Source organism: Chitinophaga sp. W2I13 (genome assembly GCF_050434005.1).
In the GTDB taxonomy this organism is placed as follows: domain Bacteria; phylum Bacteroidota; class Bacteroidia; order Chitinophagales; family Chitinophagaceae; genus Chitinophaga.
The window spans coordinates 7,124,026-7,140,329 of sequence record NZ_JBNPWD010000001.1 but is presented as its reverse complement, the minus strand read 5'-3'; the positions used below and the strand labels follow the sequence as shown (position 1 = coordinate 7,140,329).

The following is a 16,304-nucleotide window of genomic DNA, read 5'->3' as shown; positions in this document are numbered from 1 at the left end:
AATTAAGCCCATAAGATTATTTGAAATGTAAAATAATAAGGTGAGAGAACAAAAGTAGCATTTGTCCGGAATCATGAAAATATTGACTAATACGGTGAAATTAACAATAGCTCAGCTTGTAGGGAAATAACCTTAAATTAGCGCTCTGACAGATCATATGAGCGTATCCATCACCACCTTACAGCAGTTATTATTTGACCTGGCCGGCGTGCTGCCGGCCGACACCGCGCCGTTATTTGCCATGACGCGGCAGGTAAAGCTGGCGGCCAACGAAACGTATATCCATGAGGGTGATACCGAACGCCGTCTTGCTTTTATAGAACAGGGCATCATGCGGGCCTATATTATTAAGGATAATGGCGATGAAGCCACCTTGTTTCTGCGCTGGGAAAAGCAATTTATCGCTTCGCATGATACTATCATTCACCGGCAGCCTTCCCGTTTTATTTACCGCGCACTGGAGCCAGTCACATTGCTGGAAATAGATTATGATGTGTTGGAAGAAGTACTGAAAACGCACCCGGAATATGAACCGCTGCGGAATTTCTTCCTGATGCGCATGTTGTCCGAGTCGTTAAAAATCATGGAATCTTTTGTCACGCTGTCGCCGGAAGAGCGGTACCGTAACCTGCTGACAGAGCGTTTCGACCTGGTGAACCGGGTGCCCGATAAATATATTGCTTCCATGCTGGGCATCACACCCGTGTCGTTAAGCCGTATCCGCAAACGGATGCTTGATAAGGGGAAGGGATAAATTATCCTTTGTTAAGCAGCGAAATTATCTTTTGTTAACTACATCTGCCATAGCGGTTCTCTAATTTTGAGAGATAAATTTCTCAAGGCCATGGAACCGATCATTGAAGCTACCGTTAAGATCTTTAGCATGTCTGCCCTCCGGTATTTTGTGTTGGCGGGTATTCCTTTTACATTATTCTACCTGCTGTTACCAGACAGGTTTAAACATTTCAAGATCCAGCAGAAGCTGGCATCAAAGAAAGATTTTCTCCGGGAGATCTGGTATTCCATGCAAAGCACGCTGGTGTTTACCGCCATTACGATTATACTGCTGTTTACGCCGGTGAGGCAGTATACCATGATCTATACCGATATACAGGCGTTCCCGGTGTGGTACATCGGCGTAAGCCTGGTGGGGAGTCTCGTTATACACGATACGTATTTCTATTGGATGCATCGCCTGCTGCATCATAAGCAGCTGTTTAAGCGCACCCACCTGGTACATCACCAGAGCATCAATCCTTCTCCCTGGACTTCCTATAGTTTTCATTTCCTGGAAGCGGTGTTGGAAGGCGGAGTGCTGGTGGTGATTACGAGCGTAATGCCTATGCATCCGGTTACAGTGCTGTTGTTCACCGTATCCGGGTTTATTATCAATGTATATGGCCATCTCGGCTATGAACTGATGCCACGCGGGTTCCGGCATACCTGGTTGTTTGAAGTGTTCAATACGTCTGTTCACCACAACCTGCATCACAAAAAGTTCAGGGGTAATTATGGGTTGTATTTCCGGGTGTGGGACAGGGCGATGGGAACAGAGCACCCCGACTATGTGAAGGAGTATGATCAGCTGCAGGAGCGAAGGTTTGGGGAGAAGACAGTATGGATTAATTAAACAAATATTTTTAAAAGCGGATGGTTTACCATCCGCTTTTTTTTTAACCGGAATTTTTTTTCACTGTAGAAATATCGCAGTGGAACCGGATAGTTTTGTTCCTGCGCGAAATAACCATATAACCATATACCACGATTTTTGTAAGAACCTTTAACCCAGGGGAAGCAAACGCCCCTTTTCTTAATTTCTAACTATTATTCTATGAAGCCCAAACACGCTCCCGTGGAGCAAAACTATGCGTATGAAAATCCGGAAAATTTTATGGTACAGGGAGAGCAATGGCGCTATGACCGCTCGGCCACTGTTATCTCTCTTTTCAATCAGCAGGCGGTACTTAACCCGGATCGCACTGCGGTGGTATTCGACTCAGCTGTAGTCAGCTACGACACCCTACACCGGCGATCTAACCAGATGGCGCATTACCTGCTGGAGCAGGGGGTAAAACCAGGTGATATTATACCGGTATGGATCGACAGGTCCGTTGAATGGCTGGTAGCAGTAACTGGCATCTTAAAAACGGGTGCGGCATATGTGCCCATTGATCCTTCCTATCCGCTTAAACGGGTACAGGTGATACTGGAAGACACCGGAACCAGCTGCGTGATCACGACCAGTAAACATACATTACCGGATGCCGGTAAGTATCACTATGTGATGCTGGATTCGCTGGGCAGTCTTGATGAATGGCCAGATGCCCTGCCGGAGGTACCGGTGACCGCCGATGACCGGGCATATATCATCTATACTTCCGGTTCTACCGGAATGCCAAAGGGCGTGATGGTGGCGCACCGGTCTTTACAACACCTGGTAACCTGGCATCAGCAACGGTTTGAGGTAACCGCGAACGACCGGGTTACCCTGGTGGCGGGAATTGCTTTTGATATTTCTGTTTGGGAGATATGGACTGCACTTACTTCCGGCGCTACGCTGGTGATAGCCAGCAACGAAGAAAGAACGGATGCAGCAGCGCTGTTGCAGTTCTATACCAGGCATGGTATCACGCATGCTTTTGTTCCCACCGTGCTGGCGCCGGAAGTAGTAGCACTTAGCCGCTCTGTTCCCCATCTTCACCTGCGCTACCTGTTTACCGGCGGAGAAAAACTGAAGCCAGTACGCACACATGGCCTGGATTATCAACTGGTGGATTATTATGGTCCTACTGAATACAGCATTTTCGCTACCTGCCGGATTGTGCGCGATGAAAACGGGGAGTATGTACCGTCCATCGGGCAACCGGTTGCCAATACACAGGCGTATATTTTAAACCAGCACCTGCAGCCCGTGCCTGCAGGTGGTATTGGGGAACTCTATCTCGGCGGGGAAGGACTGGCACTGGGATATTGGAACAGACCCGCGCAAACTGCAGCATCATTTATTGACCATCCGTTTATACCTGGTGCGCGTTTGTATAAAACCGGTGATCTCGTCTCCTTATTGCCGTCGGGTGAATTAACTTTTTCAGGGCGGGTCGATAACCAGGTGAAGATCCGTGGGTTCAGGATAGAACTGGGGGAGATAGAAAAAGTGCTGCTGCCAATCGATGGTATCAAAGATGTTGCTGTGATTACACGCGACGATGAAAAACAGCATAAATATATTGTTGCTTTTTTAGTGAAAAACTGGGAAGCAGCAGCGCCGGAAATCGCGGCCATCAGGGCGGTGCTAAAAGAGGCGCTGCCAGGCTACATGATCCCTTCGCAATTTATTTTCCTGGATAAAATCCCCGTAACCCCTAATGGGAAAACAGACCAGGCGAGGTTATCGCAGCTGGCCGCTGCCTATGAAGAAGAAGCAGTGTATGAACCGCCGGTAACAGATATGGAAATAACGGTTGCTGCTATCTGGGAAAGTGTATTGGGGCGGAAGGCCATCAACAACACGGATAACTTCTTTGATATCGGAGGCAACTCTGTTCGGGTAGCGCCGGTAGTAACTGCGTTGGGGAGAAGGTTGTCTTTGAAAGTATATATGAGAGATGTATACCAGTTCCCGGTGCTGAAAGACCTGGCGCAAACCCTGACGGCCCGGCAGGCACAGGCGGATACCATTGTGATGGAGGAAGACGTCGAACCATATATTGCATTACAGCAGGATGTGTACCTGAAACCCGGCACTGTTATCCGTAGGGATTTTGACATTATAAGGCTGCAAAACCCGGGGGCAATATTACTCACCGGCGTTACCGGTTTTGTAGGCATTCACCTGCTGAAAGACCTGCTGCTGGCTTCCAATGCAAAGGTATACTGTTTTATCAGGGCCAGTAACGAATATTACGCGATGGAACGGATCAATGGATACCTGAACAATTATCACATCCACCTCGATGAATCGCTGCGCCAGCGTATTATACCGGTAACGGGCGATTTCTCCAAACCGGATATGGGATTAACGGAAACCGGGTTTAAGGAATTAGCTGATACCATTGATGTGATTTATCATTCGGGTAGTTCCGTCAATTTTATCGAACCTTATTCGTATATGAAGTCGGCCAACGTGGAAGGGCTAAGGGAAATTATTTCCTTTGCAGCTGCCGGTAAAACAAAATGCCTGGTATTGCTGTCCACTATTTCTGTATACAGCTGGGGGCATGTGTTCACGCATAAAACCGTGATGAAGGAAACAGATGATATTGGCCAGAACCTGCTGGCGGTGAGCAAAGATATCGGCTATGTAAGAAGCAAGTGGGTGATGGAAGGCATCGCAGATCTTGCGGCTGCGCAGGGATTGCCGGTAATTACCTACCGGCTTGGCTATGCGATGTGCCATAGCGAAACCGGCGCCAGCGCACCTTACCAGTGGTGGGCCGGACTAGTGAAAAACTGTGTTGAGTTTAATGCGTATCCTGCATTAAAGGAGTTAAGGGAAGGACTGATTACAGTAGATTACATGACAAAGGCCATCGCTTATATTTCAAAAAAGGAGACAGCCCTGGGTCTGAAATTTAACCTGATTGCCAGCCCGGAAACGAACCTTACGTTGCAGCAGTTTTTTGACCTCTTGAATAAATACTATTCTTTTGATCTGCGTGGCCTGCCATATAAAGAATGGAGAAAGATATGGGAAGATGATCCTGCCAACAGGTTGTATGCGCTCACCAGTTTGTTCAAAGACAATATGCACGAGGGGCTATCTACCGTAGAGTTGTACCAGGATACCTACATTTGGGATAACACCCATGTGGCTACTTTCCTGGAGGGGAGTGGTATAGCGGAACCTGTGTTTGATAAGGAATTACTGGATCGTTATCTGCGATACCTGGGCGTGTTGCCGGGACTCTATTCAGAAAAGGCGATTTATCAGCAGTGATTTATAAAAGATGCCCGCCAGGAACAACCGGCGGGCATCTTTCATAATATTATTTCAATGTCCAGAGCCCTGTGCTGCCAGGCTTTCTTTCATCTGTTGCTTTTTTAAGCAAGGTATCGCCGGGAGAGAGGTTGCCAAATATTTCAATGCCAGCATCTACCGTCATGCCCTGGCGTACGTCCACCCATTCTGCCTGGCCCTGGTGTACTCTAATCACAAACTTCCTTTCCTGCGTAGTGGCTACGGCTGCAAATGGCACGATGAAGGAAGTAGTGCCGCGTTCCAGCGGCAGCTTTACATATGCAAAGGATCCTGCTTTAAGTAAGTGATCACTGTTATCTACCTGGAACTCCCACAACTCCGTGCGGGTGCCGGGATCGATGGTTTCAGACTTACGGGTGAGCGTAGCTTTAAAGCGCTGGGTAGGGTAGGCATCTACGCGAAAGTCGATGTTTTTTGACGGGCTTGCGGCAGCGGTGTATATCTCGGGCACGGCTGCACGAAGACGCAGCGTGCGGTTATTCTGAACGGTGAGCAGCATGGCGTTGGTGCCTACGAGCGCACCGGGATCGGCTTTACGCGCGGTAATGATGCCATCAAAAGGCGCGGTGATATACAGGTAGCCGGAAACTTCCTTGTAGGACTGCGATTGTTTGCTGGCGGCAATGTAAGTGGAGCTGTCGGCCAGCATCAGATTGCGGCTCCGCTCAAGGTCTACCGGGGCAACGATGCCCGGTGTTTTCGCCTGTGATGCCCTGTAGAGGCGCTCATAATTATCCCTGCTGGACGCCCATTTCGCTTTGGCGGATTGTAAAGCAGCTTCGGATTCCGCCAGGCGGCTGTTGATTTCCGGGGCTTCAATTACTGCCAGTGTTTGTCCTTTTTTTACGCGGTCACCCAGGTCCACTTTCATGCTGCGCACAAAGCCCTGTACTTTGGCAAATAACTCAGCGGTTTCGTAGGGGATGAGTTCTGCCGGTAATTCAATTGTTTTTTTAACAGTGTCCTGCTTCAATAAGAATACCGGCACGGTATCCGCTGCGGCGCTGTCATTTTTATGCTCCGGTTGCTGCGCTGCGTTGCCGCAGGCTGCCAGTGTTATAACCAAACTGATAAACGCGATAGATCGCATATGATTAAATTTATTTTTTAAGATTGTTTGTCGTGATGAATACTGTTTACATCATCCGGATCTAAAGATACCGCCACAAATTTCCTTCTTCCAACGATCAGCTGGTACACCTGCGGCAGGAAAAATAATACGCTGATGGCTGAAAATAAAAGGCCTCCAATCACTGCGATGCCCAGTGGTGCGGTTTGATCGCCTCCTTCCGAGAGCCCTGCCGCCATTGGGATCATGCCTGCTATCATTGCGACGCTGGTCATCAGGATGGGACGCAGGCGTGTTTCCGCTGCGCGGAGATGACCTGCCTCGATCCCTTCTTTCCGGTTATACTCTGCACCGGTAATAAAGAGTACGGCGTTTGCAATGGCCACGCCCACCGCCATGATGGCGCCCATATACGACTGGATATTCAGCGTGTTACCGGTAATAAAAAGGAACAGCAGGGAACCTGCTACCACCGCGGGTATAATGGACAAGGTTGCCAGTGCCACGCGGAACGATTGAAAGTAAACCGTCATCAGCAGGAAGATCACGACGATAGCGATTAACAGTCCAAACTGCAGACTGGTAAGCGTTTGCTGTAACAGTTGTGGTTGTCCGCGAAGCAGTATTTTTGCTCCATTGGGCAGTTTACCCATGCCGGAAATGATGCCATTTATTTTATTAAACACGGTTCCGGCATCCTGCCGGTGGATGTTTGCGGTGATGGTGATATAACGTTGCTGGTTGAGGCGGTCGTATTCACCGGCAACAACGGTTCGTTTCCACGTGGCTAATTCACTGAGGTAGTGGGTGTTTCCAATGCCGCCGGAGATAGGAATTGCTTCCAGTTGCGCGGTGCTGTTCATCCGGTATTCGGGGTATTGCACCTGCACCTGGTAGGCCGTTCCGGTAGTTTTGTCGAGCCAGTAATTAGGCGACGTAAAGCGGCTGGAGGAAGTAGCGGTAACAACAGAGCGGGCTGCCTGTTCGCCGGAGATGCCGAGCTGTCCGGCTTTTACGCGGTCTATTTCCAGCCTGATGGCCGGGTAATCCAGCGGTGTGGCAATTTGCAGATCCCGCAGCGAAGGAATGGCCGACAGCTGATGTACCAGTTGCTGCGCTGTTTTCCTGCCCTCTGCGAGGTTGCGGTTTACCACAGCTATTTCTATGGGGTTCGTGCTGCCGAGGTTCAGCACCTGTTCCACGATGTCGCCCGGTTCAAATGAAACCGTGGCTTTCGGAATTTCTTTTGCAACGGCTGCGCGTAATTTCTCCCGGAAAACAGCTATCGGAATCACATCTTTATTCAACTTTATTTTTGTTACTGATTCATGCGGGCCACCGGTCCACAGATGAATGTAGTTTACGGGGAAGCTGGACGGCTGGGTGCCAATAAAGGCAGAAGTGATGTCGGTGTTCCCTTTGCCGGCAATGCTGTCGGACAGTCGCAACAGTTTCCTGGTAGCATCTTCTGTACGTTCAAAACGGGTGCCTACGGGCATGCGCAAACGAACCTGTGTTTGGCCACTGTCGGTTTGCGGGAAGAGTTCCGTGCCGGTAAAATAGAACAACACTCCCACGAGCAGCAATGACACTACCAGGAACAGGGTGGTAAGCCATCCAAAGCCGGTTTGAAAGCGTTGGCCGGTGTTGGTATACCGCTGTTGCAGGCGATGGTAAAAGCCGGTGTTCTGTTGGGTTTGATGATCCCTTAGCAACCAGTTGGCCGCTACCGGCACAAAAGTTTGCGATAGCAGGAAAGAAGCTATCATGGCGAAGCCTACTGCCAGTGATAAAGGCAGGAACATGGCTTTGGGCACGCCGTTCATAAACAGGGAGGGGACAAATACCGCGAGGATGCTCAGGAGGATCAGCAGTTTTGGCGCCGCTATTTCCCGGCAGGCATCTGCAATGGCGCGTGCTTTATTTTTACCCGCTTCCTGGTGCCGGTGAATATTTTCAATGGTTACCGTGGCTTCATCTACCAGTATACCTACTGATAGGGCCAGTCCTCCCAGGGTCATGATATTAATGGTTTGCCCGGCGAGGTACAACAGTGTGGCTGCCGAAAGTAATGCCAGCGGGATGGTCATGACCACGATGAGCGCGCTGCGCCTGTCGCCCAGGAAAAACCATACCATCAGGCCGGTGAGCAGTGCGCCGAGTCCGCCTTCAAACAACAGGCTTTTCAGGGAGTTGATCACGTATCCGGACTGGTCAAATTCGTAGGTTACTTTTATGTCTTCCGGGATGGCCGCCTGCATATCAGGCAGTGCCGCTTTTACCCGTTGCACTACCTCCCAGGTGGAAGCGTCGGCGCGTTTGGTTACGGGGATATAAACAGAGCGTTTACCATTGACCAGCGCATAGCTGGTTGTTACATCAGATCCCAGCGTAACGTTGGCAATATCTTTCACATATACCGCGGGTCCTGCGCCGGATTGCAGCGGCGTGTTCTGCAGGTCCTGTAATGTTTCGATCACGCTGTTTTGCGGTGTGATGTAAGTAGTATCGCCGATACGCACATTGCCCGCAGGAGAAATAGTATTGTACTTTGCGATGGTTTGTACCACCTGGTCCGGTGAGAAGTTATGCCCGCGCAGTTTTTCCGGGTCTATGGTGATCAGTACTGTTTTCTGGTTACCACCAAACGGCGGTGGGGCAGATACGCCCGGCAGTGTTGAAAACATAGGCCGCACGCGGAACAGCGCCAGATCTGATATTTCTCCCAGCGAGCGGCTGTCGGAGCTGAATACGAGTTGTCCTACCGGCACGCTGCCAGCATCAAAGCGCGTAATAAATGGTGGCACGGTACCGGGAGGCATAAATGCCCTGGACCTGTTCACATAGCCTACTACTTCTGCCATTGCCTGGCTCATATCAGTGCCTTCATTAAATTCTATTTTGATGAGGGCCGCGCCTTGTATACTTTTCGACTCCACGTATTTAACGCCGGTGATGTATAGAAAGTGGTATTCATAATAAGAAGTAACAAAACCTTCCACCTGCTCGGGCGACAACCCCCCGTACGGCTGGGCAACATATACCACGGGCAGTCCGAGGCGCGGGAATATATCCACCCTGGCATTGCGGATGGAGAGGAAGGAAAAAAAGAGGATGGCAATAACAGCTACCAGTATGGTGACGGGATGCCTTAATGCCGAAATGATTAGTTTCATAAAGAATGGATCGTTATTTCAGTTTATCTGTAAAAACATTCAGGTTGCCATTTGCCGCAGCCAGTTCCAGTAAAGCATGCCATGCCTGGAGGAATGCACCGGCTTCACCTGTTTCCGCTTTCAGTAGTTCATATTGTCCCTGCATCAGGCGTGTAAAATCTACCAGTCCGCTTTCATAGCTGAGTTTCAGTCCGTCGAAAGCATACCGTGCTGCCTGCGATTGTATTAACGCCTGGCGTGCAATCAGCAGGTTCTGGTCGTAATTAAACTGTGCGGTTTCCTGTTGCTTTTGCAGGTTCAGTTTTACCTGGTCCAGTTGTGCTTCGTCGGATTTTAACAGTGACCGGTATTGTTTTTTCTGAAGATTTACCTGTGAAAACTGTAGTATCGGAAAGCTCAGCTGGATACCGGCGCCATAGTTCTTATGGGAAAGCGACCAGCCGTCGGCCTTATTGATATTACCGGCAGCATCCACACCGGAGCCGCGGGCATAGGCATTTGCCCAGAGATCCAGTTTGGGGCGCCATGCGCGTCCGGCTTCTTTCAGCGCTGCTTCACTTACTTCTTTTTTTGTTTGATAATATTGGAAAGAAGGATGTGCTGTAAGGTTGGTGGTAGTATCGGCGCCGGAGGGGAACTGGTTTATCAGCGATGTATCTGCCAGTAAAATATCATCCGGTTTACCCGGCAGGTCTGCCAGGCGGCTGAGTTCAGTGAGTTGTGCATAGTATTGCCGTTGCGCTGTCATCAGGTCCATCCGGGCCTGTGCCAGCACCGACTGGAACTGTGTGGTATCAATGCCGGGGCGTAGTCCCTGTTGAGCCAGCACCAGCGATTGCTGCAGGCCGGCCTGGGTGCGTTCAATATTCGACTGGTAGCTCAGTAATAATTTCTGCAGATATACCGCATCCAGGTAAGTGGATATAGCTAAGTACTGCTGGCGGAAAAGCGCTTCATTGTAATAGCTGCCTGCCAGTTTATATTGAGCAATGTCTTTTTCAACGGCGGCCTGGCGCTGGCCGAAGGTGAGCGGGTTCCATTTTACCAGGGCGGTTAATGCCGTACCGGGAACGGGGTCGTAGGTGTTTCCGGCAGATGGAGGGCCGCTGATCGGTAAAAACAAACCGGGATAACTCATGCCGGTAATATTGTTGTAGGTGGCATATCCTGCCTGGTATCCTGCGGTAAGCTCAGGCATCAGTGAATTCCGGGCCATACGCACATTGTATTGCGCAGCCTGGGATTGTTGTTCCGATGCTTTCACCTGTGGCTGCGATTGTACCAGTGATAGTAACTCTTTGATGCGGATAGTTCTTTGCTGTGCTATACCAGATAATGACAGCGTGATGAAACAGCCGCTGATCAGCATCTTTTTATGGTAAACGTTCATTTATCAAACTGTTTAAAAGTATGGTGCCGGTCTTTCTGGTGGAAATTCTCCCGTTAAGATATTACAATCATTGGATATTTTTCAGCAAAAGTCCGATGCCTGCTGCTGCCAGGATGATCAACGGCTCCGGTACTTTTTTAAATCGCCATATTATCACCACCGTAATAATGGCGATAGCGATGGTATAGGCATCGGTTAAAGACCTTTTGCCCAGCACAATCACTGCGCCCGAGATGGCGCCGATAGCGGCGGCGGTAACGCCATCTACAAACGCTTTGATACCGGGATGTTTCCCGTATTTCCTGAAATAGGGCGCTGGTACAACAGTAAAGATGTAAGAGGGAAAGAAGGTGCCTAATGCGGCTATACCCGCACCGGCAAAGCCGGCCACCAGGAAACCAATGAATGCTACGGTGATCACTACAGGTCCGGGCGTGATCATGGCAACGGCTACCGCGTCCATAAACTGTTGCTCATTCAGCCACGCATGTTCCTTCACTACGCCGCCATAAAGGAATGGAACGATGGCCAGGCCGCTGCCGAAAACCAGTGCGCCTGCTTTCGTAAAATACAGCAGGAGTTGCCAGAGGGTGTTGCCCGATGTGGTAAGAGATGTATTGAGCAGGAGTGGAAATGATAACGATTTGATAAGATCTGCCGGCTTCTTTTTCAGGAAGGATATTTTTTTTCCGGGGGATTTCCACCACCAGTAAATAATACCCGCCCCGAGGAAAAGCCATATGTTTTCATTTTCTTTCCAAATGGTGTAAGCAGCTGTAAGGAGATAGATGCCTGTCAGCCATTTATCTGCGCCGATTGATTTACGTGTTAGCTTCCAGGCGCTCATAGCGATGATGCCTATGACGGCCGCTCCCACGCCATAGAATACGGCCTGCATCCAGGGGATTCCCTGCCATTGGGTATAGATGTAACCCAATATCACTACGATGATGAATGATGGCAGTATAAATGCCAGTCCGGCCAGTGTAGCGCCGAGGATGCGGTAATGAACATACCCGATATAAATGCCCAGCTGGGCGGCCAGTGGTCCGGGAGCGAGTTGCGCCAGTGCAAGCCCTTCTTTATAATCTTCTTCACTGATCCATTTGCGTTGCTCTACCAGGTCGCGGTGCATATAGCCGGCCAGTGCCACCGGGCCTCCAAAGCCCAAGGCGCCCAGGCGGAGAAAATAAAGCACCAGCTGTTGAAGCGTATAAGGTGTTGTATTCTGATCCATGCAGCTCAATTTGGCTGCAAAGTGCGGCAACGGGGTAGTAAAAAATAGAACGAAAACGAAGGTTTGGTATAGATTTTACTTTTTCGTGGAGTTTTTTTTGGGGGTGGTGGAAAGGACTTTTAAATCGTTGACAGATAAGATGCTTTCAAAAAGGTGAGTATCACACTTAAAAGTGTACATGCCAATAACAATGTTATGGTCCTGCAAATTTGCATAAAAATTTACACATGCAAAGCAGGATGAAACGCACCCTTTATTTATTGGCGTTAGGGGTATTTGGTATTGCTACCACAGAGTTTGGCGTAATTGGCATATTGCCGCAGATAGCCTCCCATTTTCAGATCACAGTAGATAAGGCTGGTTGGCTGTTGAGTGCTTTCGCACTGGTAATTGCCGTATTCGGGCCGTTTATGACCTTATTGTTTTCGGGCGTGGACCGGAAGAAAGCGATGGTGTTTGTATTGATGGTTTTTACGATCTCGAATATCCTGTCGGCGCTGGCAACTAATTTCCCTTTATTGTTGTTTGCGAGAATATTACCCGCATTTTTGCACCCTGTATTCTGGTCTATTGCTTTGTCTGCCGCAGCGGGCGCAGTACCTGCAGCAGATTCGCCCAAAGCAGTGGGAATTGTTTTTGGCGGCTTTACCATAGCGAGTGTATTGGGCGTGCCGTTGTCCACATTCATAGCGGCTGTTTTTAACTGGCAGGCCTCTTTTGCTTTATGCGCCATAGTAAATGGATTTTCCCTGCTTGGTTTATGCTTATGGTTGTCGCCGATGCCGGTAAGTGTAAAGGCAACCTTTGGTGACCAGGTAAAGATTTTAAAGAAACCGGTATTATGGATACAATTGCTGCTGGCTTGTTTGATGGTATCTGCTATGTACGCGAGCTACGGTTACCTGGCCGTTTATCTGAACAGCATCACCAGAATGAATGGCCGCGAAATCGGTGTTATGTTGCTTATTTTCGGAGTCGCGGGCGTTGGCGGCAACTGGCTGGCCGGCAAAATGTTGAGCAGGAATATTCCACTTACCACTATTATGTTTATTTTGTTGCTATCGCTGGCGCACCTGTTGCTGTATGTAGCCGGCGGTTTTTTTATCCCGATGGTGATGGTTATTATTGTGTGGGGATTTATTCATACCGGTGGTTTCCTGATCAGTAATATCAATGTCACTTCCGCGGCGCCGGAGTCACGGGAGTTTGTCAACAGTATTTTTACTTCCTGTGGCAACATGGCGGTTACTATAGGCGCCACGCTGGGAGGTATGACTATTGCCAGGGCAGGGGTACAGTATGTAGCGTATACGAGTATTATTTTGCTGGGGCTGGCCGGGGTGGTATGGGGTTTTTCCAGGTGGTGGCGGGGGAGGGGTATTTAGGGTGCATGAACTAATCTTGTACAGAAGCTATTCTTTCTTCATCAAAGACTACGCACATACAATACGTTGCGGCTTTCTACCTTTATATCATCAGTAACATAGTTAACCCTTTAAGCAACATTTTACACTAACGTGTTATTGAAACCCGGAAATGGTGTGAGTATCTTGTGCCGGAATAGAGTCATGTAGTAAAAGTAAAGAGCCCACTATATTTTGTTTGTCCTTATCAGAGATTTTCAAATGCTATACCATGAAATATTTGTTGTTAATCCGTCATATTGCCTGTGCAATGTACACTACTGTTCAAGGTCCCGTCAGCGTTTTGGGGGATACAAATTATCCGGAGAAAAAGGGGATTGATATGCAGCATGCCATCGGTGATGTTGGTGGTATACCTGTGTAATCCAAGTGCGGTCAGACTGTTATTTTATTCTTCCGGCGTTCCAAAGCGCCGGCTAACATTAATCCCTATACCATGAAGTTTTGTTTGTCTTTCTTATTTAGGATGTTATCCCTTACTGCTCCGGACAGCGCTATGTTCCGGGCGGGTGGAGGTACACTGAAAATTAAATCCGGCCTATGGCACTTTTTAAATGCACTCATCTTACAGGAAAACTGAAACTCCTATGAGCAATTCAATGAAAACTTTTTATCTCTTGGTTTTTATCAGCCTGCTGCCGGTGGTTTCTTCGGCGCAACAGGTTTATAACACACTGCTCAGGACAAACCCGGCTTTGCAAACAGCGTTGATTGATTCCCTGAACAAGAAGGGGAAACTGATGGGTAAAAGCAACCCGGGGAAATTGGCCGCCGCATTAAACGATACTGCCCGTCAGCTTTTCTACAGGCATGTTAATTCTGTGTATGGCCCCCGGCAGTTACAACAGTTAAGCCGCAGCTACCAGATGTTTGGAGATACCGCTAAAATATCTTCTTATGTAGCCGGAAAACTAAGAGGATTTTATGCTCTCAGGAATGAATCCGAAGCATCAGCCTTTATGAAGGCCGGCGCATATGCGAATGACTTTAAATTATTATCCGGTAGTGCTTTTTATGATAATACGCCGGGAGCAGTTGTGAAATCCGGCGTGGGTGTGCAGCTGGAGGACAGGGTGGTAGTAGGCAATATCCCGGTGAACATTGTTTATAACAGCCTGGCAGGAACGTCCCCGTTTGATAAAGGGCTGATGGGTCAACAACTGAAGAAGTTTTCATTTGATAAAGATGTTTACCTGCAAAGGATGAACGGGTATCTTAATAAAGCATACGATCTCAAAAAATATTTCCTGGGAGATATAGATGTAACAACTGCTGTTAAATCTTTTGCATCAAAACAGCTCACTGATATACAGAATGAAATGAAGGCAATGACAGATCCTTCACAGGCCGCCGCTTTCAATAACCTGACATCCCCCGAACAGTTGATTTACCTGGACAGCAGCCAGATAAGGCAGCTGCTGTTAAGTGATAAGACGTTGCAACTTACAGCCGAAGATCTGAACGGAAATGTTGCCGCCGGAATGGATTCGGTGTCGGCCCACGGAAAAACAGTGATGGCAGCCCGTCACTATCTCAGCAGGATTGAAACCTTAAAAACGTCGGTGGTGCAGGGATTACAGGCCAGGGAAACATTGTCCGCCGAGCATCAGGCTACCGGTGATATCCGGCAGCGGATCAATGATCCGGAGGCGCAGAAAAGGAGTATTAAAGAATTGTTACCCCTGAATTTTTTACAACGGCTGCTACTGCAGGCTAAAAGCCTCAACATCGGTAATATAGCTGCAAACGGTAGTAAGGGTGGTGTGCGGGATCTTTTCATGTCCGGTGTGCAGGGGTCATTTCTTAATAAGGGCAGTTTCCTGATGCTGGGCCTGGGAACTACCCGTCAGGGCGGGGATATCAGGGATCAGAATTTCAGTTCTTCCCTTGACCCCGGCGCTTATAGCATGCAGTTCCTGCAAATGGGTAAAGGTGATATCAGCGAGACACACAGTCATGTGGCATTGATGAATGCCAATACAAAAAACAAAGATTACCGGCAGTTCAATGCCTCGAGCCTGAAACGTAACATATTCGTGGGAGCTTTTTCTGAGAAAATGGATCTGGGAGAATATGGAAGTATAACAGCAGATATATCGAAGTCGAACAACGAATTCAATAACGCTGCCACCGGGAACAGCTACGCACTTTCATCCAAAACCGCTGCATTCACATTGCTGAACGATTTCTGGCAAACTGTTTCAGCAGGACTGGATTACAGCGGGGAATGGAAAGCCCAAAGCATGTCGCAGCGGCTATACCTTAATTACTCCGGCCTGGCCTATACGAACCCCGGATCGCCGGGTGGCAGCAGAGGAACCATACGCTACGGCCTCAATGTTAAGCGGTACTGGAATAAGCGGAAAGTTATGGTGGGATTCAGAACAGATATGCAGGACATGAATACGTCTGCCACCACGGCTTCCGGATGGCGCAACCGGCAGTATACACTGGATACCCGTATAAAAGTGAAGAAGAATTTTTCCCTCTCCACTCGTATGGGTCAATCCACCATGAAGAGCACCTCGGAAAGACTTTTCGAAACCGGATACCTGAGCAGGCAAATAAATGTTTCATCACAATTAAGCGGAAAGCTGTTTTCCCGCATGCAGAATAACAATGTCAGTTTTGGTCTGCAACAGATGGACATTTTGCCGATGAAAAGCCTGCTGGTTAACCTGAATATCAATCATAGTGTGGTGATAAACACCCATGTGTTGACCGTTTCCGTGTTCTATAATAAAGATGTGAAGGATCAGGCGCTCTACGGTAATCTTTTTACCGCGGAAACCGGATGGAGTTATCAGTTGGGTAAAATCTGGTCATGTACCAGTGGTATTAATTATCTCGATAATAAAGATGTGGTGCGGCAGATAGGAATACTGCAAACTGTCAGTGCCGCATTGCTGGATCGGCTACAGGTCAACCTGTATGCTGATTGCAGGAAGCAATTACTGAACACCCCGCAAAATTATCTTTTTGGCAACATCAGCACGCAGCTGGCTTTAAATTACCAATTGAACAGATAGT

The 16,304-nt window shown here is 48.6% G+C and carries 10 protein-coding genes; 6 read left to right on the top strand and 4 right to left on the bottom strand.

Annotation, left to right across the window (positions count from 1 at the left end; all coding sequences use genetic code 11):
- Positions 1-157 precede the first annotated feature (157 nt).
- The 3 genes from QFZ48_RS29170 (at position 158) to QFZ48_RS29160 (ending at position 4,936) form a co-directional block, all read left to right on the top strand.
- Positions 158-754, top strand: coding sequence for a Crp/Fnr family transcriptional regulator (locus QFZ48_RS29170; RefSeq protein WP_429047341.1), 597 nt, complete (start codon positions 158-160; stop codon positions 752-754).
- 90 nt (positions 755-844) lie between these two features.
- Positions 845-1,630 (top strand): sterol desaturase family protein, encoded by a 786-nt coding sequence (locus tag QFZ48_RS29165; RefSeq protein WP_429064983.1) that lies wholly within the window; start codon positions 845-847, stop codon positions 1,628-1,630.
- Between the two features lie 201 nt (positions 1,631-1,831).
- Positions 1,832-4,936, top strand: coding sequence for an amino acid adenylation domain-containing protein (locus QFZ48_RS29160; RefSeq protein WP_429064982.1), 3,105 nt, complete (start codon positions 1,832-1,834; stop codon positions 4,934-4,936).
- Positions 4,937-4,985: 49 nt separating this feature from the next.
- Here the strand turns inward: QFZ48_RS29160 and QFZ48_RS29155 are convergent, their stop codons facing one another.
- The 4 genes from QFZ48_RS29155 to QFZ48_RS29140 all read right to left on the bottom strand — a co-directional run bounded on the left by QFZ48_RS29155 (position 4,986) and on the right by QFZ48_RS29140 (position 11,850).
- Entirely contained in the window at positions 4,986-6,068 is a 1,083-nt protein-coding gene (locus tag QFZ48_RS29155; protein WP_429047347.1) for an efflux RND transporter periplasmic adaptor subunit, read from the bottom strand.
- Between the two features lie 17 nt (positions 6,069-6,085).
- The gene (locus QFZ48_RS29150; protein WP_429064981.1) at positions 6,086-9,223 is read right to left on the bottom strand and encodes an efflux RND transporter permease subunit; all 3,138 of its coding nucleotides are present in this window, start codon (positions 9,221-9,223) and stop codon (positions 6,086-6,088) included.
- A 13-nt stretch (positions 9,224-9,236) separates the two neighbouring features.
- Positions 9,237-10,613: a TolC family protein gene (locus QFZ48_RS29145; RefSeq protein WP_429064979.1), complete on the bottom strand. Its 1,377-nt coding sequence runs from the start codon at positions 10,611-10,613 to the stop codon at positions 9,237-9,239.
- Positions 10,614-10,680: 67 nt separating this feature from the next.
- Entirely contained in the window at positions 10,681-11,850 is a 1,170-nt protein-coding gene (locus QFZ48_RS29140; RefSeq protein ID WP_429064977.1) for a chromate transporter, read from the bottom strand.
- A 227-nt stretch (positions 11,851-12,077) separates the two neighbouring features.
- On the opposite strand from QFZ48_RS29140, the gene QFZ48_RS29135 reads away from it, so the two are divergent.
- The 3 genes from QFZ48_RS29135 to QFZ48_RS29125 all read left to right on the top strand — a co-directional run bounded on the left by QFZ48_RS29135 (position 12,078) and on the right by QFZ48_RS29125 (position 16,303).
- The gene (locus QFZ48_RS29135) at positions 12,078-13,235 is read left to right on the top strand and encodes an MFS transporter (RefSeq protein WP_429064975.1); all 1,158 of its coding nucleotides are present in this window, start codon (positions 12,078-12,080) and stop codon (positions 13,233-13,235) included.
- Positions 13,236-13,485: 250 nt separating this feature from the next.
- A complete protein-coding gene (locus QFZ48_RS29130) occupies positions 13,486-13,638 on the top strand; it encodes a hypothetical protein (RefSeq protein ID WP_429047357.1) in 153 nt (50 codons plus the stop codon).
- A gap of 223 nt (positions 13,639-13,861) precedes the next feature.
- On the top strand, positions 13,862-16,303 hold the full coding sequence (locus QFZ48_RS29125; RefSeq protein WP_429064974.1) for a hypothetical protein: 2,442 nt from the start codon (positions 13,862-13,864) through the stop codon (positions 16,301-16,303).
- Position 16,304 lies beyond the last annotated feature (1 nt).

Excerpts from the sequence above, each read along its gene's own strand:
- QFZ48_RS29130 (WP_429047357.1), top strand. The coding sequence starts at position 13,486 with ATGAAATATTTGTTGTTAATCCGTCATATTGCCTGTGCAATGTACACT.
- QFZ48_RS29150 (WP_429064981.1), bottom strand. The coding sequence starts at position 9,223 with ATGAAACTAATCATTTCGGCATTAAGGCATCCCGTCACCATACTGGTA.
- QFZ48_RS29155 (WP_429047347.1), bottom strand. The coding sequence starts at position 6,068 with ATGCGATCTATCGCGTTTATCAGTTTGGTTATAACACTGGCAGCCTGC.
- QFZ48_RS29140 (WP_429064977.1), bottom strand. The coding sequence starts at position 11,850 with ATGGATCAGAATACAACACCTTATACGCTTCAACAGCTGGTGCTTTAT.
- QFZ48_RS29160 (WP_429064982.1), top strand. The coding sequence starts at position 1,832 with ATGAAGCCCAAACACGCTCCCGTGGAGCAAAACTATGCGTATGAAAAT.
- QFZ48_RS29170 (WP_429047341.1), top strand. The coding sequence starts at position 158 with ATGAGCGTATCCATCACCACCTTACAGCAGTTATTATTTGACCTGGCC.
- QFZ48_RS29135 (WP_429064975.1), top strand. The coding sequence starts at position 12,078 with ATGCAAAGCAGGATGAAACGCACCCTTTATTTATTGGCGTTAGGGGTA.
- QFZ48_RS29145 (WP_429064979.1), bottom strand. The coding sequence starts at position 10,613 with ATGAACGTTTACCATAAAAAGATGCTGATCAGCGGCTGTTTCATCACG.
- QFZ48_RS29165 (WP_429064983.1), top strand. The coding sequence starts at position 845 with ATGGAACCGATCATTGAAGCTACCGTTAAGATCTTTAGCATGTCTGCC.
- QFZ48_RS29125 (WP_429064974.1), top strand. The coding sequence starts at position 13,862 with ATGAGCAATTCAATGAAAACTTTTTATCTCTTGGTTTTTATCAGCCTG.